This is a genomic window from Winslowiella toletana, assembly GCF_032164335.1.
Taxonomy (GTDB): domain Bacteria; phylum Pseudomonadota; class Gammaproteobacteria; order Enterobacterales; family Enterobacteriaceae; genus Erwinia; species Erwinia toletana_A.
Genome location: NZ_CP134152.1, coordinates 2,663,401 through 2,686,853, shown reverse-complemented (window position 1 = coordinate 2,686,853; position 23,453 = coordinate 2,663,401). Strand labels below are relative to the sequence as shown.

At 52.0% G+C, this 23,453-nt stretch carries 22 protein-coding genes; 15 read left to right on the top strand and 7 right to left on the bottom strand.

All coding sequences use genetic code 11. The features are described 5' to 3' along the window. The first annotated feature begins 282 nt into the window (after positions 1-282). Positions 283-1,182, top strand: coding sequence for a 23S rRNA pseudouridine(2605) synthase RluB (rluB, locus tag RIN69_RS12505; protein ID WP_313852172.1), 900 nt, complete (start codon positions 283-285; stop codon positions 1,180-1,182). Positions 1,183-1,233: 51 nt separating this feature from the next. Here the strand turns inward: rluB and cobO are convergent, their stop codons facing one another. Together cobO and RIN69_RS12495 are read right to left on the bottom strand one after the other, a co-directional pair. Next, on the bottom strand, positions 1,234-1,827 hold the full coding sequence (cobO, locus tag RIN69_RS12500; RefSeq protein ID WP_313852171.1) for a cob(I)yrinic acid a,c-diamide adenosyltransferase: 594 nt from the start codon (positions 1,825-1,827) through the stop codon (positions 1,234-1,236). Further along, positions 1,827-2,588: a YciK family oxidoreductase gene (locus RIN69_RS12495; protein WP_313852170.1), complete on the bottom strand. Its 762-nt coding sequence runs from the start codon at positions 2,586-2,588 to the stop codon at positions 1,827-1,829. Before RIN69_RS12495 ends, cobO begins: the two co-directional genes overlap by 1 nt. Positions 2,589-2,801: 213 nt before the next feature. On the opposite strand from RIN69_RS12495, the gene sohB reads away from it, so the two are divergent. Next, positions 2,802-3,851, top strand: coding sequence for a protease SohB (gene sohB, locus RIN69_RS12490; protein ID WP_313852169.1), 1,050 nt, complete (start codon positions 2,802-2,804; stop codon positions 3,849-3,851). A gap of 27 nt (positions 3,852-3,878) precedes the next feature. Here the strand turns inward: sohB and RIN69_RS12485 are convergent, their stop codons facing one another. Beyond that, complete coding sequence (locus tag RIN69_RS12485) at positions 3,879-4,130, bottom strand: DUF2498 family protein (protein WP_313852168.1); 252 nt, start codon at positions 4,128-4,130, stop codon at positions 3,879-3,881. Positions 4,131-4,537: 407 nt separating this feature from the next. Between RIN69_RS12485 and topA the strand changes: the two genes are divergently transcribed. From topA to RIN69_RS12455, 6 genes are all read left to right on the top strand, one after another. Beyond that, the gene (gene topA / locus RIN69_RS12480) at positions 4,538-7,141 is read left to right on the top strand and encodes a type I DNA topoisomerase (RefSeq protein WP_313852167.1); all 2,604 of its coding nucleotides are present in this window, start codon (positions 4,538-4,540) and stop codon (positions 7,139-7,141) included. Between the two features lie 239 nt (positions 7,142-7,380). After that, positions 7,381-8,355, top strand: coding sequence for an HTH-type transcriptional regulator CysB (gene cysB / locus RIN69_RS12475; protein ID WP_313852166.1), 975 nt, complete (start codon positions 7,381-7,383; stop codon positions 8,353-8,355). A 501-nt stretch (positions 8,356-8,856) separates the two neighbouring features. Further along, positions 8,857-9,006: a YmiA family putative membrane protein gene (locus RIN69_RS12470; RefSeq protein WP_313852165.1), complete on the top strand. Its 150-nt coding sequence runs from the start codon at positions 8,857-8,859 to the stop codon at positions 9,004-9,006. Between the two features lie 11 nt (positions 9,007-9,017). Then, positions 9,018-9,185 (top strand): AraC family transcriptional regulator, encoded by a 168-nt coding sequence (locus RIN69_RS12465; protein ID WP_313852164.1) that lies wholly within the window; start codon positions 9,018-9,020, stop codon positions 9,183-9,185. A 477-nt stretch (positions 9,186-9,662) separates the two neighbouring features. Further along, a complete protein-coding gene (acnA, locus tag RIN69_RS12460) occupies positions 9,663-12,341 on the top strand; it encodes an aconitate hydratase AcnA (RefSeq protein WP_313852163.1) in 2,679 nt (892 codons plus the stop codon). A 170-nt stretch (positions 12,342-12,511) separates the two neighbouring features. Beyond that, on the top strand, positions 12,512-13,597 hold the full coding sequence (locus RIN69_RS12455) for an RHS repeat-associated core domain-containing protein (RefSeq protein ID WP_313852162.1): 1,086 nt from the start codon (positions 12,512-12,514) through the stop codon (positions 13,595-13,597). 96 nt (positions 13,598-13,693) lie between these two features. Here the strand turns inward: RIN69_RS12455 and ribA are convergent, their stop codons facing one another. Then, positions 13,694-14,287, bottom strand: a complete 594-nt coding sequence (ribA, locus tag RIN69_RS12450) for a GTP cyclohydrolase II (RefSeq protein WP_313852161.1) — start codon at positions 14,285-14,287, stop codon at positions 13,694-13,696. 209 nt (positions 14,288-14,496) lie between these two features. Between ribA and pgpB the strand changes: the two genes are divergently transcribed. The 5 genes from pgpB to yciH all read left to right on the top strand — a co-directional run bounded on the left by pgpB (position 14,497) and on the right by yciH (position 18,197). Further along, a complete protein-coding gene (gene pgpB / locus RIN69_RS12445) occupies positions 14,497-15,267 on the top strand; it encodes a phosphatidylglycerophosphatase B (RefSeq protein ID WP_313852160.1) in 771 nt (256 codons plus the stop codon). Between the two features lie 151 nt (positions 15,268-15,418). Then, the gene (locus tag RIN69_RS12440) at positions 15,419-15,727 is read left to right on the top strand and encodes a LapA family protein (protein WP_313852159.1); all 309 of its coding nucleotides are present in this window, start codon (positions 15,419-15,421) and stop codon (positions 15,725-15,727) included. Between the two features lie 6 nt (positions 15,728-15,733). Continuing rightward, positions 15,734-16,903 carry a lipopolysaccharide assembly protein LapB gene (gene lapB, locus RIN69_RS12435; RefSeq protein ID WP_313852157.1) on the top strand — a complete coding sequence of 390 codons (1,170 nt, stop codon included), beginning with the start codon at positions 15,734-15,736 and terminating at the stop codon, positions 16,901-16,903. Between the two features lie 248 nt (positions 16,904-17,151). Then, positions 17,152-17,874 carry an orotidine-5'-phosphate decarboxylase gene (gene pyrF, locus RIN69_RS12430; protein ID WP_313852156.1) on the top strand — a complete coding sequence of 241 codons (723 nt, stop codon included), beginning with the start codon at positions 17,152-17,154 and terminating at the stop codon, positions 17,872-17,874. Next, complete coding sequence (yciH, locus tag RIN69_RS12425) at positions 17,871-18,197, top strand: stress response translation initiation inhibitor YciH (RefSeq protein ID WP_313852155.1); 327 nt, start codon at positions 17,871-17,873, stop codon at positions 18,195-18,197. The genes pyrF and yciH overlap by 4 nt, the downstream gene beginning before the upstream one ends. Before the next feature lie 114 nt (positions 18,198-18,311). On the opposite strand, the gene osmB is transcribed toward yciH, so the two are convergent. Then, positions 18,312-18,530 carry an osmotically-inducible lipoprotein OsmB gene (osmB, locus tag RIN69_RS12420; RefSeq protein ID WP_313857734.1) on the bottom strand — a complete coding sequence of 73 codons (219 nt, stop codon included), beginning with the start codon at positions 18,528-18,530 and terminating at the stop codon, positions 18,312-18,314. Between the two features lie 435 nt (positions 18,531-18,965). Here osmB and araD point away from each other — a divergent pair, with 435 nt between their 5' ends. Beyond that, the gene (araD, locus tag RIN69_RS12415) at positions 18,966-19,664 is read left to right on the top strand and encodes an L-ribulose-5-phosphate 4-epimerase (protein WP_313857732.1); all 699 of its coding nucleotides are present in this window, start codon (positions 18,966-18,968) and stop codon (positions 19,662-19,664) included. 278 nt (positions 19,665-19,942) lie between these two features. Beyond that, positions 19,943-20,809 (top strand): crotonase/enoyl-CoA hydratase family protein, encoded by an 867-nt coding sequence (locus RIN69_RS12410; protein WP_313852154.1) that lies wholly within the window; start codon positions 19,943-19,945, stop codon positions 20,807-20,809. Here RIN69_RS12410 and pdeR read toward each other — a convergent pair whose 3' ends face one another. Together pdeR and RIN69_RS12400 are read right to left on the bottom strand one after the other, a co-directional pair. Then, on the bottom strand, positions 20,810-22,795 hold the full coding sequence (pdeR, locus tag RIN69_RS12405) for a cyclic di-GMP phosphodiesterase (protein WP_313852153.1): 1,986 nt from the start codon (positions 22,793-22,795) through the stop codon (positions 20,810-20,812). Between the two features lie 312 nt (positions 22,796-23,107). Then, on the bottom strand, positions 23,108-23,263 hold the full coding sequence (locus RIN69_RS12400) for a hypothetical protein (protein ID WP_313852152.1): 156 nt from the start codon (positions 23,261-23,263) through the stop codon (positions 23,108-23,110). Positions 23,264-23,453: the final 190 nt, after the last annotated feature.

Genomic DNA, 23,453 nt, shown 5'->3' with positions numbered 1-23,453 from the left:
GTTTTAGTGCGCCGAAACTGGGATTACCTTTTACCGTTGGCAGCGAAGAGCAGTCGCTTGCCGTCTGAAGGCGTTAAGGCGGCACTGCCCAGGCGTGCGGTTGCTATACTGATTGAATCATTATCAATGGTAATCAACTTAGTGTAGAATGCCTTTCCCCTGAAAGACGTTGAGTATTAACACGCTGTTTTTATTATATTTGCAGTCTAAAGCGTACCACTCTGTCAGGGCCGAATTGACTATCATCCATGACGCCTGGGAAGGCGACAGTGAGGCTGCTCTATGAGCGAGAAGTTACAGAAAGTTTTGGCGCGTGCCGGTCACGGTTCACGTCGTGAAATCGAAACCATGATCTCTGCGGGACGTGTCAGCGTCGATGGTAAGCTGGCAACACTTGGCGACCGTGTTGAGCTTGATAAAACCCTTAAAATTCGTATTGACGGTCATGTTGTCTCTATTAATGAGTCAGCGACCGAAGTTTGCCGTGTGCTGGCGTATTACAAGCCGGAAGGTGAGCTTTGCACCCGTAACGACCCGGAAGGGCGTCCAACGGTATTTGATCGCCTGCCTAAGTTGCGCGGAGCGCGCTGGATTGCGGTAGGACGTCTTGACGTTAATACCTGCGGTCTGCTGCTGTTTACCACCGACGGTGAGCTGGCGAATCGCCTGATGCACCCGAGCCAGGAAGTTGAGCGTGAATACGCAGTGCGCGTTTTTGGCCAGATTGATGAAGATAAAATTCGTCAGCTGAGCCGTGGCGTGCAGCTGGAAGATGGCCCTGCGGCATTTAAAACCATCAAGTTTGCTGGTGGCGAAGGGATTAACCAGTGGTACAACGTCACGTTAACTGAAGGACGTAACCGTGAGGTGCGTCGTCTGTGGGAAGCGGTGGGTGTGCAGGTGAGTCGACTGATTCGCGTGCGTTACGGCGATATTAATCTGCCAAAAGGTTTACCGCGTGGCGGCTGGACCGAGCTGGATCTGCAACCGACTAACTACCTGCGTGAGCTGGTGGGTCTGAAACCAGAAACCGTCAGCAAAGTGCCGGTGGAGAAAGATCGCCGTCGTACTAAGGCGAATCAGATTCGTCGTGCGGTCAAGCGTCATAGCCAGGTGAGCACCACCACTAATCGCCGTTCATCAGCGAAAGCGGCGAAGCCTGCCAGCCGTCGTCGTCCTTAGAACGCGATTGTATTAACGGGGCAGCATGCTCGCTGCTCCGCTAACTTACCTCTACCAGTCAATTCCTTGCTGAGCCTGAATACCCGCGTCAAAGGCGTGTTTAACGGGTCGCATTTCGCTGACGGTATCCGCCAGTTCAATAATCTCACGATGACAGCCGCGTCCGGTAACGATCACGCTTTGATGCGCGGGCCGCTGTTGCAGCGCTTCCAGTACCTCAGTTAACGGCAAATAGTCGAAACTCACCATATACGTCAGCTCGTCGAGGATCACTAAATCCAGCGCCGGATCCTGCAACATTCTTTTGCCATGCTGCCATACCTGTAAACAGGCGGCGGTGTCGGTCTCGCGGTTTTGCGTATCCCAGGTAAACCCGGTCGACATCACCTGAAACTCCACGCCATGCGGCTCCAGCAGATTGCGTTCACCGTTCGGCCATTCGCCTTTAATAAACTGGATAACGCCTACCCGCTTCTGATGGCCTACCGCGCGAGTCGCGGTGCCAAATGCGGCGGTGGTTTTGCCTTTACCATTGCCGGTAAACACCATCAAAATGCCGCGGGATTCTGTCGCCGCCGCCACGCGTGCATCAACCTGATCTTTCAGGCGTTGCTGACGTTGTTTATGGCGATCGTCTGCGGCCATTATTCTGCGGCTCCGGCTTTGCGACCCGGCTGCGCGTCGTAGGTCATACCGGTTTTGCGACGGCTGTCATCGCCCATCAACCACAGGTAGAGCGGCATAATATCCGCTGGCGTTTTTAATTTATTGGCATTCTCTTCTGGGAACGCGCTGGCGCGCATTTTCGTGCGGGTGCCGCCCGGATTGATGCAGTTAACGCGTAAATGGCGGCTGTCATATTCGTCAGCCAACACCTGCATCATGCCCTCGGTGGCGAATTTTGATACTGCATATGCTCCCCAGCCTGAACGACCGGTGCGACCGACGCTGGAACTGGTGAATACCAGCGAGCTGCCGTCAGATTTCAGCAGCAGGGGCAGCAAGGCCTGAGTGAGGAAGAAAGTCGCATCGACATTAACCCGCATCACCTGTTGCCAGACTTCCGGCTGTTGTTCGGTCATTGGCACGATATCGCCCAGCAGCCCGGCGTTATGCAGCACGCCATCGAGGCGCGGATAGTGCTGGCTGATAGTCCCGGCCAGTTGCTGACAGCTTTCCGGCGTGGCGCTGTCGAGATCCAGTGTAAACCAGCGCGCCGGTTTCTTGCCCAACGCGCTGATTTCTTCACTGACCGATTGCAGTTTCTGCGCATTACGCCCCAGCAGCAGCACTTCGGCGCCGTAACGGGCATAGGTCAGAGCAGCTTCCCGGCCAATGCCGTCGCTGGCGCCGGTGACCAGAATGATTCGATCGGTTAGCAGATCGCTTTTAGGTTGATAGTGCACAGCGTGGTCCTCAGGCGATGTAAGTGGCGCGCCGCATCAGGATAGCAGCAGGCGGCGCGTACTGAATAACTGCTTTATGCCTGAAAAAGCCGGTGAATTCAATGTAACAGCAGCGCAATTTGGTGACGTTGCGCGCGAATCAGGCGACGAACCGCATTGAGTCAGCTAAAATAGTGCTTTGGCCCTAATGCTATGTAAATCAAGGCGGATTGAGTGGAACTACTCTCTTATTATGGACTTTTTTTAGCCAAAACCGTGACGGTTGTGGTCGCTATCGCGGCGATCGGCATCATTATCGTTAACCTGGCTCAGCGTAAGCGCGCGCAAAGTGGTCAGCTGAAGGTCACTCATCTTGGCGATCAGTATCGCGAGATGAAGGAAGATATGACGCTGGCAAAGATGAAACATCACGATCAGAAACTGTGGCAAAAGGCGCAGAAGAAAAAAGAGAAACTGGAAGCGAAAGCCGCGAAGCAGCGCGCGAAGCAGGGACTGAAAAGCGAAAGCAGCAAGTCGACGCTGTGGGTGCTTGATTTTAAAGGCAGTATGGATGCCGGGGAAGTCGCGTCGCTGCGCGAAGAGATTTCGGCAGTGATGGCGGTAGCCAGCGCCGGTGACGAAGTGTTGTTGCGGCTGGAAAGCCCGGGCGGGGTGGTGCACGGTTATGGTCTGGCATCTTCTCAACTGCAACGTTTGCGTCAGCAGGGCATTCGCCTGACGGTGGCGGTGGACAAAGTGGCGGCCAGCGGTGGCTACATGATGGCCTGCGTCGCCGATCGTATCGTCGCTGCACCGTTTTCGATTATCGGATCGATCGGCGTGGTGGCTCAGATCCCTAACTTCAATCGTCTGCTAAAGCGTAATGATATTGATGTCGAACTGCATACCGCCGGTGAATACAAACGCACGCTGACGCTGTTTGGCGAAAACACCGAGCAGGGGCGGGAAAAATTCCGTGAAGATCTCAATGAAACCCATCTGCTGTTTAAGCAATTTGTTCATGAGATGCGCCCAACGCTGGATATCGATCGGGTGGCGACCGGTGAGCACTGGTTTGGTAGCCAGGCACTGGAAAAAGGTCTGATCGACGGCATTGGCACCAGCGATGACCTGATTATCGCGCAGATGGATCAGTTTGAAGTCATCGCCGTGCGCTATGCGCGCCGTAAGCGCATGATGGATCGCTTCACCAGCAGCGCGGCGGCCAGTACCGAGCGGCTGCTGCTGAAGTTATGGCAGCGGGGCGAGAAGCCGCTGCTGTAAGCCCGCGAAGGCCCGGTTTTCCGGGCCTTATGATTTCAGGTGGTACTGTGATGAAAGCTGCTGGGCTAGAAATTTAAATACGTTAAATACCGTCGTGCTTTTGCTGGTCGGCAGGCCTTGCTGATCAAGAAAATATTCGCCGCGAAACACCAAAATATCGCCGTTTTGTTCAACGTCGGTTGCCTGAAGACCCGTAAAATAATCCTGATGTTCCACAATCAACGCATTGGCTATTTCCAGTAATGGCTCACGTTCAATCGGTTGGGTGTTTTCGTACATATTTTGCACTCCTTTTTACAAATAGCGATTTCCTTCTATATTACTTGCCAGCAATGCAGAACCGCAAACTCGCGGCAAGATTTTTGCTGCCGGTGAACATTCTTCTCTGGCTGGCGGAAAATTGTCGGAGATGCTAATTAAGTTGCGTAACAGATTTTATCAGGTACAGTGTGGGCGTTTCAGGTTCCGAGCGTAAAAAAGGGCTAATCGGCGAACCTGCAGACGCGAAATTTTTTGTAAATAATCTCCTTAATCAGCATGTTGGCAGTATGTTTATTGGGCTGATTACCGGTGAGCAGAGCAGGGTTGAAAACGCTAAACCCCGCTGCAATATCATTATCGCGCTGTAAAAGTTATCGATAAGCGCCGTCACTACATTCGGAAGTTTTCATTAGGTAAAGGTAAATATGGGTAAAGCTCTCGTAATAGTTGAGTCCCCGGCAAAGGCCAAAACAATCAATAAATATCTCGGTAATGACTACGTGGTTAAGTCCAGCGTGGGTCATATACGCGATTTGCCGACCAGTGGTTCAACAGTTAAAAAGAGCGCTGACTCTACAACCAGTAAAGCTGCTCCCAAGAAAAAGGTTAAAAAAGACGAAAAAGCGGCTCTGGTGAGTCGTATGGGCGTCGATCCTTATCATGGTTGGGAAGCCAATTATCAGATTTTGCCCGGTAAAGAGAAAGTGGTCGCCGAGCTGAAGTCGCTCGCTGAAAATGCTGACCACATCTATCTCGCAACCGACCTTGACCGCGAAGGGGAAGCCATTGCCTGGCACCTGCGGGAAGTGATCGGTGGCGATGAATCACGCTACAGCCGCGTGGTATTTAACGAAATTACCAAGAATGCGATTCGCCAGGCGTTTGAGAAGCCGGGTGAACTGAATATCGACCGGGTTAACGCTCAGCAGGCGCGTCGTTTTATGGACCGCGTGGTGGGCTATATGGTTTCTCCGCTGCTGTGGAAGAAAATTGCGCGCGGACTCTCTGCGGGTCGCGTTCAGTCGGTTGCGGTGCGTCTGGTGGTCGAGCGCGAACGCGAAATTAAAGCGTTTGTGCCAGAAGAGTACTGGGAGCTGGCTGCCGACCTGACCACGCCAAAAGGCAGCGATCTGCCGATGCAGGTCACGCATCAGGGCGATAAGCCTTTCCGTCCGGTCAACGGCGAGCAGACGCAAGCGGCGGTAAGCCTGCTGGAGAAAGCGCGCTATGTGGTGGCCGATCGTGAAGATAAGCCAACCAGCAGCAAACCTGGCGCTCCGTATATTACGTCAACGCTGCAACAGGCCGCGAGCACCCGTCTGGGCTTCGGCGTGAAAAAAACCATGATGATGGCCCAGCGTCTGTATGAAGCCGGTCATATCACTTACATGCGTACTGACTCCACCAACCTGAGTCAGGATGCGGTCAGCATGGTGCGCGGTTTTATTGAAAGCAGCTTTGGCGCGAAATATCTGCCGAAAGATGCCAATACCTACGCCAGCAAAGATAATTCACAGGAAGCGCACGAAGCGATTCGTCCTTCAGACGTCAGCGTGCAGGCCGATCATCTGAAAGATATGGAAGCCGATGCGCAGAAGCTGTATCAGCTGATCTGGCGTCAGTTTGTCGCCTGTCAGATGATGCCAGCGCAGTACGACTCCACCACGCTGACGGTTGAAGCCGCTGATTTCAAACTGAAAGCGAAAGGCCGTACTCTGCGTTTTGACGGCTGGACAAAAGTGATGCCGGCGCTGCGTAAGGGCGATGAAGATCGTACGCTGCCACCGGTTAATGTCGGTGATGAACTGAGCCTGCAGCAACTGTTGCCAAGCCAGCACTTTACCAAGCCGCCAGCCCGTTTCAGCGAAGCATCGCTGGTGCGTGAACTGGAAAAACGTGGCATTGGCCGTCCGTCTACCTATGCATCGATTATTTCGACCATTCAGGATCGTGGCTATGTGCGGGTGGAAAGCCGCCGTTTCTATGCTGAAAAAATGGGTGAAATCGTCACCGACCGCTTAGAAGCCAACTTCCGTGAGCTGATGAATTACGATTTCACCGCGCATATGGAAAGCAGCCTCGACGAAGTGGCGAATAATCAGGCGCAGTGGAAAGGCGTGCTGGACAAGTTCTTTGGTGAGTTTACCGAGCAGCTGGAGCAGGCAGAAAAAGATCCTGAAGAGGGCGGCATGCAGCCGAACCAGATGGTGCTGACTTCCATCGACTGCCCAACCTGTAGCCGTGCAATGGGCATTCGTACCGCCAGCACCGGCGTGTTCCTCGGTTGTTCTGGCTATGCTTTACCGCCGAAAGAGCGCTGTAAGCAGACCATTAACCTGATTCCGGAAAATGAAGTTCTTAATGTTCTGGAAGGGGATGATGCGGAAACCAATGCGCTGCGTGCCCGTCGTCGCTGCCAGAAATGTGGCACCGCCATGGACAGTTATCTGATCGATCCGCAGCGTAAACTGCACGTTTGTGGTAACAACCCAGGCTGTGATGGGTACGAGATCGAGCAGGGTGAATTCCGCATTAAGGGTTATGACGGCCCGATTGTTGAGTGTGAGAAATGTGGTTCTGAAATGCACCTGAAAATGGGACGTTTCGGTAAATACATGGCCTGTACTAACGACGACTGTAAAAATACCCGCAAGATTTTGCGCAATGGCGATGTGGCACCACCAAAAGAAGACCCGGTACCCTTACCAGAACTGCCTTGCGAGAAGTCCGACGCGTATTTTGTACTGCGTGATGGTGCTGCCGGGGTATTCCTTGCCGCTAACACTTTCCCTAAATCGCGGGAAACGCGTGCGCCGCTGGTTGAAGAGCTGAAACGCTTTAAAGACCGTCTGCCAGAAAAGTTAAGTTATCTGGCTGATGCGCCGGTTGCGGACGACGACGGTAACAAAACCGTGGTGCGTTTTAGCCGCAAAACCAAGCAGCAGTATGTCAGCTCAGAAAAAGAGGGCAAAGCCACCGGTTGGTCCGCTTTCTTTGTTGACGGCAAATGGCAGGTCACCAAAAAGTAACTACCGATACGGGCGGCACGTTTGTCGCCCGTTTAATCTTTCAATCAGCATAATCCCACCGCCTTATATCTAAACGCTATACATATTTCTTTAAAATGATATAGTTGTTATAGAAACAGTTTTTATCAATTCTCACTGCATTAAACCGTAAACCTCAGCGATTCCACCGCCTGAACACTCCTGCCGCGGTCTTCGCCGGTATTCGGCGTGTTGCTACAAACCTGGATGGAATCGAACTAATGAAATTGCAGCAGCTGCGTTACATCGTTGAAGTGGTTAACCATAACCTGAACGTTTCTTCAACGGCAGAAGGGCTTTACACCTCACAGCCGGGCATCAGTAAGCAGGTCAGAATGCTGGAGGATGAGCTGGGGATTCAGATCTTTGCCCGCAGTGGCAAGCATCTTACTCAGGTGACGCCAGCGGGTGAGGAGATTATCCGCATCGCCCGTGAAGTGTTGTCGAAAGTTGACGCGATTAAATCCGTTGCCGGTGAACACACCTGGCCGGATAAAGGCTCACTGTATGTTGCCACTACCCATACTCAGGCGCGATATGCTTTGCCGGGAGTGATTAAAGGCTTTATTGAGCGCTATCCTCGCGTCTCACTGCATATGCATCAGGGCTCGCCAACTCAAATTGCTGAAGCGGTATCAAAGGGCAACGCCGATTTTGCTATCGCCACCGAAGCCCTGCATCTGTATGACGATTTGATTATGCTGCCTTGCTATCACTGGAATCGCGCCATTGTTGTGACGCCCGATCATCCTTTAGCCGGAAAAAGTAAAGTTTCTATCGAGGAGCTGGCTGAGTATCCACTGGTTACCTATACCTTTGGCTTTACCGGACGTTCAGAGCTGGACACCGCGTTTAATCGCGCAGGCCTGACGCCACGTATCGTCTTTACCGCCACCGATGCAGATGTGATTAAAACCTATGTGCGTCTGGGGCTTGGCGTTGGGGTGATAGCCAGTATGGCGGTGGACCCGGTCTCCGATCCTGATCTGGTGCGCATTGAAGCGACGGATATCTTTACCTTCAGTACCACCAAAATTGGATTCCGCCGAAGCACCTTCCTGCGTAGCTATATGTATGATTTCATTCAACGTTTTGCGCCACACTTAACGCGTGACGTGGTGGATGCTGCGGTGGCGTTGCGGTCAAATGAAGACATCGAAGCGATGTTTAAAGACATTAAGCTGCCAGCAAAATAATCTGGTGATTATTTATTAATCTGAAATCAGGTCGCGAAAGCGGCCTTTTTTATAAGCCGCGTATAACTGGCAGCAGATATGATAAAAACTTGTGGCGCTTTTTTACATTAATGAAACATGTATCACATGTTTATCTTTTGTTATTGCCTAAATGCGAAACAGAACACATTTCTAACTGGCCGACTTTGCACGTAGCCAGGACTATTCTCATACTCCAGTTAATGCCAGATAACACCAGCCGTTTGGCAAGGTGTTAAGCGGGAATGTTATTAAAAAATCGAAAGGTAACTGGAGTTTTTATAAACTTATTTGAGTTAATGTATTATTAATATTTACAAACTGAGTGTGTTTCAGCCGTGAGCTTTAAATGTTTTGATAAAGCGCACCAATCGCTGCATACAGTAAAAACCGCTGGATTTTGCGACGCAATGTGTTTAGGATTCGTCTTAAAATCTTGATTGGTGTTAACAATCGTTCTGTTGAGAGTGATTATCAAAAACTATGGCGACGAAATTTACAGTACAGCCCTTAACAGGGGAGAAAACTGCCAGACATCAGCGTCGCGGCCTTACTCGCCGTGCTTCATGGTTGGCTGTGTTTGCCGTATCAGCGCTGTTTTGGGTTGGTGTTGCAGGATTAATTTTTAGCTAGGGGGTTTTGATATGATGGAACAGACGCGTGGCGTTAAAGCTCAGCAACTGAGCAAGATAAAATCCGGTTGCTGTAAGACCAGTAAACAGAGCCATCAGCAGGCGATACCTGCATCCTGGAATCTGAGTGAACTGCAGCGTGACTTTATCGAATCAATGTTTGATAAAAACCAAGAATAGCCTTTGCAGTATGTTTTTTGACCCATGCTGCGGGCGCTATCAGTATATAAGTCCCGAACCCCAGGCGACTCTGCTTTGTCAGGCCGGGTAACTTAATGCTCTGATGATTACATCATTTCAAACGGTAAAATCAATTCGACCGCAGGCGATTTGATTTAAGTAGTACGTATGATTGGCCGGTTAGCGGTCTGAGCGAGTTAATAATGAATATTGCACCGATTTCATGGATAACCACCTGTGCTTTTTCAATGGCGATCTGGGCCAGTGTTGCATGGGTAATAATGCATTAAAAATGCATTAATGTTTAAAAAACGCCTCATTGATGAATATCAGTGGGGCGTTTTTGTTTTTAAACCTGTTACTGATATTGTCATTTTGTGTTGTTATCAAAACGTTAACTCCCGTTTGTACTATCTTTAACACTAACCTTGTTATCAGCCGGGTTATTGTTTGAAGCAAAATAAAAAAGGAGGAGTCATGTCGTTAACTTTACGCGAAATCAGCCAGGACACACTGGAAGTGAATGGTCAGCAGTACCTATATTTTAGTCTTCCTCTTGCCGCGCAACAGCTCGGTGATATCTCCCGATTACCTAAGTCTATGAAAGTTTTGCTGGAAAACATGCTGCGCTGGCAGGATGGCGACTCAGTGACCGCCGAAGATATTCAGGCGCTGGCCGGCTGGCTGAAAAATGCCCATGCCGATCGCGAAATCGCTTATCGACCCGCACGCGTTCTGATGCAGGACTTTACCGGCGTGCCGGCAGTGGTCGATCTGGCCGCGATGCGTGAGGCAGTAAAACGTCTGGGTGGTGATGTGGCTAAAGTGAATCCACTGTCTCCGGTTGACCTGGTGATTGACCACTCGGTGACGGTCGATCGCTTTGGCGATGATGATGCGTTCGAAGAGAATGTGCGGCTGGAAATGGAGCGTAATCACGAGCGCTACGTCTTCCTGCGCTGGGGTCAGAAAGCCTTTAATAAATTTAGCGTGGTGCCACCCGGTACCGGCATCTGTCATCAGGTCAATCTCGAATATCTCGGTAAGGCCGTCTGGCACGAACAGCAAAACGGTCATGAAGTCGCTTATCCCGACACGCTGGTCGGCACCGACTCCCACACGACCATGATCAATGCACTCGGCGTACTGGGCTGGGGAGTTGGCGGTATTGAAGCGGAAGCGGCGATGCTTGGGCAACCGGTCTCGATGCTGATCCCTGACGTTGTCGGTTTTAAACTGAGCGGCAAGCTACGTGCCGGTATTACCGCAACCGACCTGGTGCTGACGGTCACCCAGATGCTGCGCAAGCATGGTGTGGTTGGGAAATTTGTCGAGTTTTACGGTGACGGTCTGGATGATTTGCCGCTGGCGGACCGTGCCACTATTGCCAATATGGCGCCGGAATATGGGGCGACCTGTGGCTTTTTCCCGATTGATGATATTACCCTCGGCTACATGACGCTGACCGGTCGCAGCAGCGAGCAGGTGGCGTTAACCGAAGCCTATGCCAAACAGCAGGGTTTGTGGCGTAACCCCGGTGACGAGCCGGTGTTTACCAGTTCCCTTGCGCTGGATATGGCGACGGTCGAGGCCAGCCTGGCGGGGCCGAAGCGCCCGCAGGATCGGGTTGCGCTTGGCGATGTCCCGCGCGCGTTCCAGCAGAGCAACGAGCTGGAAGTCAATCAGACGCTGAAACCGCATAAAGCCATTCGCTACAACGATAAAGGCCAGCAGCGTGAACTTACAGATGGCGCGGTGGTTATCGCTGCCATCACCTCCTGCACCAATACTTCGAACCCCAGCGTCCTGATGGCAGCTGGCCTGCTGGCGAAAAAAGCCGTAGAGCTGGGGCTTGATCGGCAGCCGTGGGTGAAAGCGTCGTTGGCACCGGGATCGAAAGTTGTCTCTGACTATCTGGCGGTGGCTCGCTTAACCCCGTATCTGGATAAACTGGGTTTTAACCTGGTCGGCTACGGTTGTACCACCTGTATTGGTAACTCAGGGCCGTTACCGGAAGCAATAGAAAACGCAATCAAGCAGGGCGATCTGACGGTGGGTGCGGTGCTGTCGGGTAACCGTAACTTTGAAGGACGTATTCATCCCTACGTGAAAACTAACTGGCTGGCATCACCGCCGCTGGTGGTGGCTTATGCACTGGCCGGGAATATGAATATTAATCTGCAAACCGATCCGTTGGGCCATGATAAAACCGGTAAACCGGTGTTTCTGAAAGATATCTGGCCAAGCCCGGAAGAGATTGCTGAAGCGGTGCAGCAAGTATCGACCGATATGTTTAATAAAGAGTATGCCGAAGTATTTGAAGGCACGCCGGAGTGGCAGCAAATTAAGGTCAGCGAGGCGGCGACCTATGACTGGGATCAGGGATCAACCTATATCCGTCTCTCTCCGTTCTTTGATGATATGGAAAAGCAACCGGCCCCGGTAAAAGACATCAAAGGCGCGCGGATCCTGGCAATGCTCGGTGACTCGGTGACGACTGACCATATTTCTCCGGCGGGCAGTATCAAAGCGGAAAGTCCGGCTGGCCGCTATTTACTGCAACACGGCGTTGAGCGCGGCGATTTTAACTCCTACGGTTCGCGTCGTGGTAACCACGAAGTGATGATGCGTGGCACCTTTGCCAATATCCGTATTCGTAATGAAATGGTGCCGGGTGTTGAGGGTGGGGTAACGCGCCATATCCCCAGCAATCAGCAGCTGGATATTTATGATGCCGCGATGCTTTATCAACAGGAAGGCGTGCCGTTAGCGATTGTCGCCGGTAAAGAGTATGGTTCTGGCTCCAGTCGTGACTGGGCAGCGAAGGGGCCTCGCCTGCAAGGCGTGCGCGTGGTTATCGCCGAGTCATTTGAACGTATCCACCGTTCGAACCTGATCGGCATGGGGATTTTGCCGCTTGAGTTTCCACAGGGAGTCACGCGTAAAACCCTGAATCTGACCGGCGACGAGCAGATTGATGTGGAAAACCTGACGCAACTGCAGGCCGGTGGTGAAGTGAAAGTCACGCTGACGCGCGTCGATGGCTCTCAGGAGATCTTAAACACTCGTTGCCGTATTGATACCGGTAATGAACTGACCTATTACCGTAACGACGGCATTCTGCATTATGTGATTCGTAATATGCTGCGCGATTAAATTCCGCTGACGATCATCCGGTTAAAGCCCGCTTCACTGTAGCGGGCTTTTTTTATCTGCCATGTTTCACACTGTGGCCGCTGTCAGCCGGTGATAAGTGTGATTTGTTTCTGATGGCGCTTCTGCGCTGTAGTGGCTGCTGAACTTAATTGTTATCAGGGAAAGCAGTGATGAATCAGCAACTACTGAGTTTTACCGGCCTGCGGCGCGATGCGCTAAGCGGGGCTTATCATCCGGGTAACGGCTATCGTGCTTATTATCCGCCGCTAATGCGCTTTAGCTGTCCGGACAGTATCAGTCCGTTCGGTGCCGGGGGTATTAACGGCTACAGCTATTGTATTGGCGATCCGATAAACCGGGTCGATCCGTCCGGCCACTTCAGCTGGCAGGTTGGGTTGGGGATAGGACTGAGTCTTCTGGGCATGCTTGCGGCGATCTGGACCGGAGGTGCTTCGCTGGTGGCGGCCGGAAGCCTCAGCAGCGCGCTGGAGTCTGTGGCGGTGATGCCGTTGTTGACCGGTGCGGCCAATGCACTGGCGGATATCAGCGGGCTGGGCAGCGCGCTGACGCAAATTCATCATCCACAGCTTTCGACAGCGCTCGGGTGGCTCGCGTTTGCCGCCGGAGTGCTCGCCATTGGGGCCGGACTTAGCGTGGCGGGTTACCGGAAATTATCCGCAGTTACTGACGGGCTGCGTCGGCGGCTGGGTGCTCTTCGCCATATTGGACTGAGCGGTGGCGCAGAGGCTGCGGGTCGCGAAATGGCATCAGCAGGGCAGGTGTTAACCGGTGAACAGCGAATGGCACTGATCGGCGATCCGACAAAAATGACGCATGACATTCATCAGCTCAATAGTAACCAGATAATCTCCATAAATAATCAGCGCGGTTTTAACAGCCGACTGAATGCCGAGTACCATCCAGACCAATGGATTATCTGGTCCATGGAACGAGATCCCGATGAGCGTTTTTTTATGAGTGACCTGGTGAAATATCAGTATCACCTCATTGCCCGTCAGCAGGGTTTTTACGGCATTATGCCTGACAGGATTGAGCAACGCCTGGTTATCAATCCGCAGACCAGAATTCTGGCGGCCAATGCAGAGGGCGAGGAGCTGAAAGCGATTTTTCTGACGCAAACGCCAAATGGAAAACTAATACAGCGACTGGCGGAGAGTTTTGGTTTTAGCGTGACGCATATTGAGAAACGGGGAAATGCAGTGGATTACATTGCCCATATTGATAACGGACTTTAACCGCTGCGATACAGCTGAAAGGATGATTTTGAAGCAGGCTACTCTGCGTTGGCGTGGCGCGCAATCTATAAGCCGGATTTCTCCGGCTGTTGATGCTTATTCTTTCGGCAGCAAATGGCCCATTTTGGCCGCTTTGGTGTCGAGATAGTGGGCGTTGTTTGGATTACGCCCAACCACCAGCGGTACGCGCTCAACGATATTGATGCCCGCTTCGCTAAGAATCTCCACTTTACGCGGATTATTGGTCAGCAGGCGGACTTCATTGATGCCGAGAAGTTTGAACATATCGGCGCACAGTGTGAAGTCGCGTTCGTCAGCGGCGAAGCCCAACTGATGGTTAGCTTCTACCGTATCGTAGCCTTTATCCTGTAACGCATAAGCGCGGATTTTATTCAGCAGGCCGATATTACGCCCTTCCTGACGATGATAAAGCAGTACGCCACGGCCCTCTTCGGCAATGGTATTCAGCGCCGCTTCCAGCTGAAAGCCGCAGTCGCAGCGCAGGCTAAATAGCGCGTCGCCGGTCAGGCATTCAGAGTGAACACGTGCAAGAACTGGATCATTACAGGTAATATCGCCAAATACCAATGCCAGATGATCGTGCCCGGTTGCCAATTCTTCAAAACCAACCATGAGGAAGTCTCCCCATGGCGTTGGCAGTTTGGCTTCTGCCACCCGTTTAAGCTGCATGTGACTCTCCGCAAACATCGCCTCAGATCCGTGTGTCACTGGCGGATCTGGCAAAATGATTCATAAAAACCCGACTATTTTGCCATAATTGTCAGGCTCATTCTCTGAATTGCGCTAATTTAAATGCACAAAGGCACGATAAGCAACCTGATAGTTAGCTTGTTAATTTTATGTAATAAATTATGCATAATGCTGCACAAGGAAGAACTATGTTAGATATCGCCAAGCGTACCGCTATTGGTGCGCTGTTGTTAATGATTATGCCGCTGGCGGTGTGGATTTCAGGCTGGCAGTGGCAACCGGGAGCCAGTGGATGGTGGCTACGGGCGCTGTTCTGGGTGACCGAAACCGTGACCAGTCCATGGGGCATTCTGACCAGCACTCTGCTTTGTGGCTGGTTTTTATGGTGTCTGCGCTTTCGCCCAAAGCCTGCCGTCTTTCTGTTAGCTATTATGATAGCCGCTATTCTGGTAGGGCAGTATACCAAGTCGTTTATCAAACAGCAGGTGCAGGAACCTCGTCCTTATGTGCTGTGGTTAGAGAAAACCCACGGCGTTAATGAGCAGGAGTTTTATGCACTTAAACATAAAGAGCGGGGTAATAAGGTGACCGGGCTTCTGGAAAATGACACTGAGCTGCCGCCGTGGTTAAAAAAACACTGGGCTTTTGAAACCGGTTTTGCATTTCCTTCTGGCCATACTATGTTTGCTGCCAGCTGGGCGTTACTGGGGGTTGGATTATTATGGCCGCGTCGCCATGTCAAAACCGTGTTGCTGCTAATGGTATGGGCCAGTGGTGTGATGGGCAGCCGGCTGCTGCTGGGGATGCACTGGCCACGAGATTTAGTGGTGGCAACGTTGATCAGCTGGTTACTGGTGACGCTCGCCTGCTGGCTGGCGCAACGCATTTGTGGGCCGCTGACTATCCCGCCGCAGGAGCAGCGTGAGATAGCTCAGCGTGAAGATGCCGCCGGTAATTGAAAAAGGCTCATTGCGCCCCCATAACCATTCAATAGAGTGTGGGGCCGGGGGCTTATTCCTGCAGGACCGGATGTTTTAACTGTTAACATGCAGCATCCGCTCGAATTTTTTGGCATAATTCTTTGGTTAACACCAAATTACGGGACAAAACGTGAAATATTTGCTGATTTTTTTACTGGTTTTGGTGATTTTTGTCATCTCGGTGACGCTGGGTGCACATAACGATCAGGTCGTATCATTTAACTACCTGCTGGCGGCGGGCGAGTACCGAATTTCCACCCTGCTGGCCACACTGTTTGCGGTTGGTTTTTTACTCGGCTGGGCGATTTGCGGTCTGTTCTGGCTGCGTGTGCGCGTTGCACTGGCAAATTCCCAACGCAAGCTCAAACGCCTTCAGCAGCAGCTGGGCGAGGCAGATGCAGCGGTGACAACGTCACGCGTTCCTGCCGTCAAGGAATAACCACTCATGCTTGAATTGCTGTTTCTGTTACTGCCCGTTGCTGCCGCCTATGGTTGGTACATGGGGCGCCGGAGTGCGCAACAGGATAAGCAACAGGAAGCGAGCCGTCTGTCTCGAGACTACGTTACCGGCGTAAACTTCCTGCTTTCAAATCAGCAGGACAAGGCGGTCGATCTGTTCCTCGATATGTTGAAAGAGGACAGCGGTACGGTGGAAGCACACCTGACGCTCGGCAACCTGTTTCGTTCGCGCGGCGAAGTGGATCGCGCTATTCGCATTCACCAGTCATTGATGGAGAGCGCTTCGCTGACCTACGATCAGCGCCTGCTGGCTATTCAGCAGCTCGGTCGTGATTATATGGTTGCCGGTATGTATGACCGTGCGGAAGATATGTTTGGTCAGCTGATTGATGAGACCGACTTCCGCGTGGGTGCGCTGCAACAGCTGTTGCTGATCCATCAGGCTACCAGCGACTGGCAGAAAGCGATTGAGGTGGCCGAGCGGCTGGTGAAACTGGGTAAAGACCGTCAAAAGATGGAAATCGCCCACTTTTACTGTGAACTGGCGCTGCAGGCGATGGCCAGTGACGATCTCGACCGCGCGATGAGTCTGCTGCACAAAGCTGAGGCGGCGGATCGCCAGAGCGCCAGGGTGTCGATCATGATGGGGCGCATTCTGATGGCGCAGGGGGAAAATGCCAAAGCGGTTAATCATCTCCAGCGGGTGATTGAGCAGGATAAAGAGCTGGTCAGTGAAACGCTGGAAATGCTGGAAACCTGTTATCAGCGGTTGAATCAGCCGCAGGCCTGGACGGATTACCTGAAACGCTGCGTTGAAGAGAACACGGGCGCTGCGGCTGAACTCTATCTGTCGGATATTCTGGAGCGGCAGGAGGGCGCAGAGGTGGCGCAGGTGTATATTAACCGGCAATTGCAGCGCCATCCGACCATGCGCGTCTTTCACCGCCTGATGGATTTCCACCTGCACGAGGCGGAAGACGGCAGGGCGAAAGACAGCCTGATGGTGCTGCGGGATATGGTTGGCGAGCAAATTCGTACTAAGCCGCGATATCGCTGTCATAAATGTGGTTTTACCGCTCATGCGCTTTACTGGCACTGTCCTTCGTGCCGCGCCTGGTCGTCGGTGAAGCCGATTCGTGGATTGGACGGCCAGTAAACAGAGATTCCCGGCAGCGGGAATTTTTTGTTACCGGCTTTAGTTACAACATACTATGAATCATGTTGTTTATCACGGTGCGCATTTTAGCCACCGGGCTGATATGCGGCCTGGCAGGGGCGAGAGAGTTTTTCCCTGCTCTGCGATTTACTACCAGCTTGCGCTGTAAACCTGGGCGCGGCGCAGGTAGAATGCTTGCCGTTTATCCATTGCGCCATGCTGGTGCTACACCGTCAGAGGGTTTTCTCATGTCATCACCTCAAACTGTAAACGACTCGCCGATTCTGGTGGCGCTGGATTATGCCGATCGCCAACGCGCAATGGCCTTTGTCGACCGCATCGATCCGCAATCGTGCCGCCTGAAAATTGGCAAAGAGATGTTTACGCTGTTTGGTCCGCAGCTGGTGCGCGACCTGCAACAGCGCGGCTTTGAAATCTTCCTCGATCTTAAATTTCACGATATTCCGAATACCGCCGCGCATGCGGTGGCTGCTGCTGCCGATCTCGGTGTCTGGATGGTTAACGTCCACGCCAGCGGCGGCAGGCGCATGATGACCGCAGCACGCGAGGCGCTGCTGCCATTTGGTAAAGATGCGCCTTTACTGATTGCGGTTACCGTATTGACCAGCATGGAAGCCGAAGATCTGCGTGATATCGGTATCGATCTCTCTCCGGCAGAGCATGCTGAGCGGCTGGCGCGCCTGACCAACGACTGTGGTCTTGATGGCGTGGTCTGTTCCGCTCATGAAGCGGAGCGGTTAAAAGCGGCCATTGGCCAGAATTTCAAGCTGGTCACGCCGGGCATTCGCCCGGCAGGCAGCGCCGCAGGCGATCAGCGTCGGATTATGACGCCGCCAGAAGCGCAGCGCGCGGGCGTTGACTATATGGTGATTGGTCGTCCTATTACGCAGTCTGACGACCCGGCGCAAGCGCTGCAAAATATTTTGGCATCGCTGAAGGAGCCATCATGAACGACGACAACAGCCGTTTAGTCTACTCTACCGACAGCGGCCGCATTGAACAGCCCAAAGAAAAGGTGCAGCGTCCCAAAGGTGACGGCGTGGTGCGTATTCAGCGGCAGACCAGCGGGCGCAAAGGCAAAGGTGTTTGCCTGATTACCGGCATTGAGCTGGATGATGCTGAGCTGTCCAGACTGACGGCCGAACTTAAGAAGAAATGCGGCTGCGGTGGCGCAGTCAAAGAGGGCGTGATTGAGATTCAGGGTGATAAACGCGACCTGCTTAAAAGCTTGCTGGAAGCAAAGGGCATGAAAGTTAAGCTGGCTGGCGGTTAATCAGACTGGCGCTCAGGAAAAATTCAAAAGAAAAGGCCGCGGGATTCGCGGCCTTTTTTGTTATCAGATGCGCTGCGTTAAGCCAGAACAGTTTCTTATAATGGTTAGTAAAAACTACTTGCTGATCTGATGACCAATGATACCGCCAACGGCAGCGCCACCAACGGTACCTAAACCGCTGCCGTTCGTCAGAACAGAACCGCCGATTGCACCGGCACCGGCACCAATAGCAGTATTACGGTCGCGTTTAGACCAGTTTGAACAGCCACTTAAAGACAGCACTAAAGTGGCAGCCAGCATTGCGGCGGTAATACGTTTAGCATTAATTGACATCATGACATCTCCTTAATTTTTTCTCACAGAGAATACCCATTTAGTATAGTTGGTGATCTCTGCATACAGGTCCACTTGCTGCTAATTTATGACGTTTTACTTCTGTTCCATGCCGTAAGCGTCAAAACGTCGGGCTCTTCTTCCATGATATTCAGTCTTACAGCACTCCAGTGCTCTGGTAAGTCACTGTTGGCAGCAGTGGAGTGCAATTGCGGCTGAAGGAAGATAGAAAGGGGGCTAACTATCACTTCATAAGCTATTGCATGTAAATATTGTATCTGGCTGTACATCATCTGGCAGGGTAAAAATTCTCAATTTCCAGCAGATAATCACGGGTTCAGCAACTTTCTGCCGTTGATACAGCAGTCCGCTCCATAGCCAGCTGCGCAGGGCACGCTGAAAATAGTGCTAAAGCCGTCAATGGAGAGCTATGCGATGCTGGAACAACTTAAACAACAGGTGCTGGAAGCCAATCTGGCATTACCACGCTACGGGCTGGTGACCTTCACCTGGGGTAACGTCAGCGCCATTGATCGCGAAAGCGGGCTGATGGTGATTAAACCCTCCGGCGTCAGCTATGCACTGATGACGGTCGACGATATGGTGGTGGTGGAGCTTGAAAGCGGTAAGGTCGTTGAGGGGAGCAAGCGCCCGTCATCTGATACTGACACGCACCGCGCACTGTATCTTGCCTGGCCGCAAATTGGCGGCATCGTTCATACCCACTCGCGCCATGCTACCATTTGGGCGCAGGCTGGCAGGGACATCCCGGCGTGGGGGACTACCCATGCGGATGATTTTTACGGCAATATCCCCTGTAGCCGCAAAATGCTGCAAGCAGAAATCGTTGATCGCTACGAATGGCAGACGGGACAGGTGATTGTTGAAACCTTGCGCCAGCGGGATATCAGTCCGCTGGAAATACCGGCGGTGCTGGTCAACTCGCATGGCCCCTTTGCCTGGGGAAAAACCGCTGATGACGCGGTACACAGTGCGGTAGTGCTGGAAGAAGTCGCCTATATGGCCATTTTCAGTCAACAGTTGGCGCCTGAATTACCGCAGATGCAGCAAGATTTACTCGATAAACATTACCTGCGTAAGCATGGCGCTAATGCCTGGTACGGTCAGAAATAAGTGTTAGCTGCCGGGCGGCATTGTCGCCGCTCAGGTGGTTTCCAAATCTGCAACAATACCCTGATGCTGTATTTACTTTGTCTTCAACGGAAATCAGCAGATTAAAAAACGATATTTTCAGCTTCTAAACTGCAACCCTACTTATATTTTTCTGGATCGCCAGCTTGCGAGAGAAAAAATTATTTTTATGATGAAAATCAGTCTTTAATTTAGCACTGACTGACTCTGGATTACGCTGAGGATGCGTATAACGCATTCAATAATCCGAGGATCAAACAATGTCAGTAATTAATCAACCTACCTGCAGATTGTTCACCGAAGCCGGTCACACGACTCAGCTTGCTGCCTATTATGAGGAAGAGCGGCGCACCCTATGGATGTTGCTGAAGGCGGAACCGCGCCCATGTTTTAACCATCCACTGATTGAAGAGATTATGAATCTGAGCTATGCCGCGCAGAATTCCGGTTTAGTCATCGATTTTTGGGTAACCGGTTCGCTGGTGCCCTCGATGTTTAATACCGGCGGCGACTTAAGCTTCTTTGTTGAGTCGATTAAGGGGGGACGTCGCGAGGCGCTGCGCGCTTATGCCCGCGCCTGCGTCGACTGCGTCCATGCAGCGGCAAAAGGCTTTGGTACTGGTGCGGTCAGTATTGCGATGATTGAAGGCAGTGCACTCGGGGGTGGTTTCGAAGCGGCGCTGGCGCATCATTTTATCCTGGCGCAAAACAACGCGCGGATGGGTTTCCCGGAAATCGCTTTTAATCTGTTTCCGGGAATGGGGGGATATTCACTGGTCGCTCGCCGCGCCGGAATGAGGCTGGCCGAGGAGCTGATCTGTGAAGGGGAGTCGCACACCGCAGAGTGGTTTGAACAGCGCGGACTGACCGATCGTCTGTTTCAGCCTGGAGAGGCTTATCGTACCACCCGCACCTTTATCGATAGTTTAAAACCTAAGCTGAATGGAGTGAGGGCAATGCTGAAAGCACGTCAGCGGGTATTACAGCTGACGCGGGCTGAACTGATGGATATCACTGAGGACTGGGTCGATTTTGCTTTTACGCTGGAGCCAAAAGATCTGGCTTATATGGAGCGACTGGTACAGCTGCAAAACCGCCACAGCGCGCACCTGCGCAAAGCGGGATAACTATTTTTTAACGTTATGATGTGCAAGCCAGTGCCCGAGTTGTTCTGCGGGCATTGGTTTTGCGTAATAGTAGCCCTGACAGGAATCGACGCCGCTGGCGATAATAAACTGTTCTTCGGCCTTGGTTTCAATGCCTTCAGCAATCACCCGCAATTTCAGCGCTTTGGCTACCGCCACAATCGCGCGCACCAGTGATTGAGACACCAGCTGTTGGTCCACGCCGCGCACAAAGCTTTGATCCAGTTTAATAGCATTCACCGGTATACGTGCCAGCTGTGACAGTGAAGAATAGCCGGTGCCAAAATCGTCCAGATGTACTTCAGCGCCCAGATCCTGAAACTGTTTCATTAGCATCAGCGCCTGCTTTTCGTTATCAATTAAACAGCTCTCGGTCAGTTCGATATCAATCGGGCAGCCCACGATACCGGCCTGCTGCAGCGCCTGTTTCAGATCGCTGTAGATGCTCTGATCGAGCAACTGTCGTGCTGAAACATTGACCGCCACCCGCAGCGTGATCCCTTGTTCGCGCCAGGCAATAATCTGTGCCAGCACCGATAACATCACCCAGCGACCGAGCGGAACGATCAATCCGGACTCTTCAGCGTAGGAAATAAAGTCCTTGGGAGGAATCAGCCCACGTTCGGTTGACTGCCAGCGTACCAGCGCTTCAACCGTGGTGACTTCACCGTTGAGTTCAACCTGCGGCTGATAATGAATGACCAGGTTCTGGTTTTCCAGCGCTTTGCGCAGGTTAGTATCCAGCCATAAATACTCAAATACCCGCTGGTTCATTTCGGCATGAAACAGGCAAAACTTGCCACGACCACGCTCTTTCGCGGTATACATTGCGGTATCAGCATTACGAATCAGGCTTTCACGATCGTCACCGTGCAGTGGAGCAATAGCAATCCCAATTGAGCAGCCGGTATAGACTTCAATCAGACCGATGCGGAACGGCTGCTTCAGTCGTTCAAGAATGCGCGACGACATCGCTTCCAGGGCTGACTGAGTGCTATCTTCGGCCTGAATAACAAACTCATCGCCTCCCAGCCTCGACAGCGTCTGGTTTTTTTCAAGACAGCTGAGGATCGCCAGCGCGACGGCCTGTAAAAGCTGATCGCCAAACATATGGCCGTAGGCGTCATTAACCTTCTTAAAGTTATCGAGATCGAGATAGACCACGCCAAGCTGACTTTCACCGCGCTGTTCCAGCGCCTGGCTTATCTGATGATTGAAGGCATGACGATTCGGCAGGCCAGTAATAGAGTCTGTATTGGCGAGCAGTTGCAGGCGCTCTTGCGCGCGTCGCTCCTCGGTAATATCAGTGCCGGAGCAGATGAGAAATATTTCGTTCTTACCGCTGCCGCTGTGGACAAACTTATTGCGAAACAGAAACAGCCGCTGGCCTTTTTTGGTTTTGATCCAGCGCTCCACTTCATAGGAACTGCCGTCACGAAAAAAACCGCTGATATTGTGGCGCGAAGCGGCGGCTTCCTGCTTGGTCATAAACAGCTGAAACACATTGCGGCCAATCACTTCCTGCTCTTTCAGGCCGGTGTATTCCTCACTTAGCCGGTTAAAGCGCTGAATATTGCCCAGCTTATCCAGAATCACAATTACCGAGTTGGCTTCAGAGACTACCTGCTCGGCGAACGACAGGCCCAGGGTCAGATCGCGTGCCACCGACGAGGTATCGCCCCATGCCGATGCGGTTCCAGTCCAGGTAAACTGATCTTTTTTGCGTCCCACCAGATGGAGCGCGACCAGCGTGCCATGCAGCGATATGCTCAGATTAACGCTGGAGGTGATCACCGTCATGCTGCGAATCAGGCTGGCCTGTGCCGGAACCAACGCGACGGCAAGATTGATATCCGCCTGTTCATTTTCGGCAAAATTAAGTGCATCGCTGTCTGCAGAAAGATGCCAATGAGGGCTGGTGGTACCAAACAGCGTATACAGCAATGTTTGCCCTTGTTCATCGGTCATGAAAACGTCCTCCGCAATGTGCACTGCAGTCAGTATCTCATTATTTTAGTAAAAGTATTCGGCAACATGCAGCAGCATAAGAAGTAATCATCGCAGATTTTAATCGGCATCATCTTTTCTGCCCGAAACTCAGGTGTAAAGCACTGACGTGCAGAGACAAAAAATCCAATAGTCATGAAAATGGTTAGCGCTGTCATGTTGGCTTAATCGTTTTTTGATCATTTTAGTAGTGAAGGAATAGTTAACAACGCCTACTCTTTTTTCTGCAATTATTACAAGATTGGTTCGCGTCTGAAATTGGCAGATCGCGAGTCACTGACAAGGGCGTAACCACTTATCATGGAAGATAACTGTGAAATTAACTATCCACCAGCAGGATTGTGTATCCGCGCCGGTTCCCGCCGGGATATCTGCCAGCGCTGCGGTGCGCAACACGGTGTTCAGCGTACTGACAAAAATCTCAAACACATCCTTTAATCTGTTATTTGCAATGCCCACGCACGACTATCAGCGCGCGTTTGCTGAAGCAAAGCAATTGCTGGATTTGTCAGAACAGACAGTCAGTGAATTTATTGCCAGTATCAAAAGTCGCTTACAGCAGCCGGAAGCGTTGGCGCTGATGCATCCCGGGGCGGAAACTGAGTCGTTCCATAGTCTG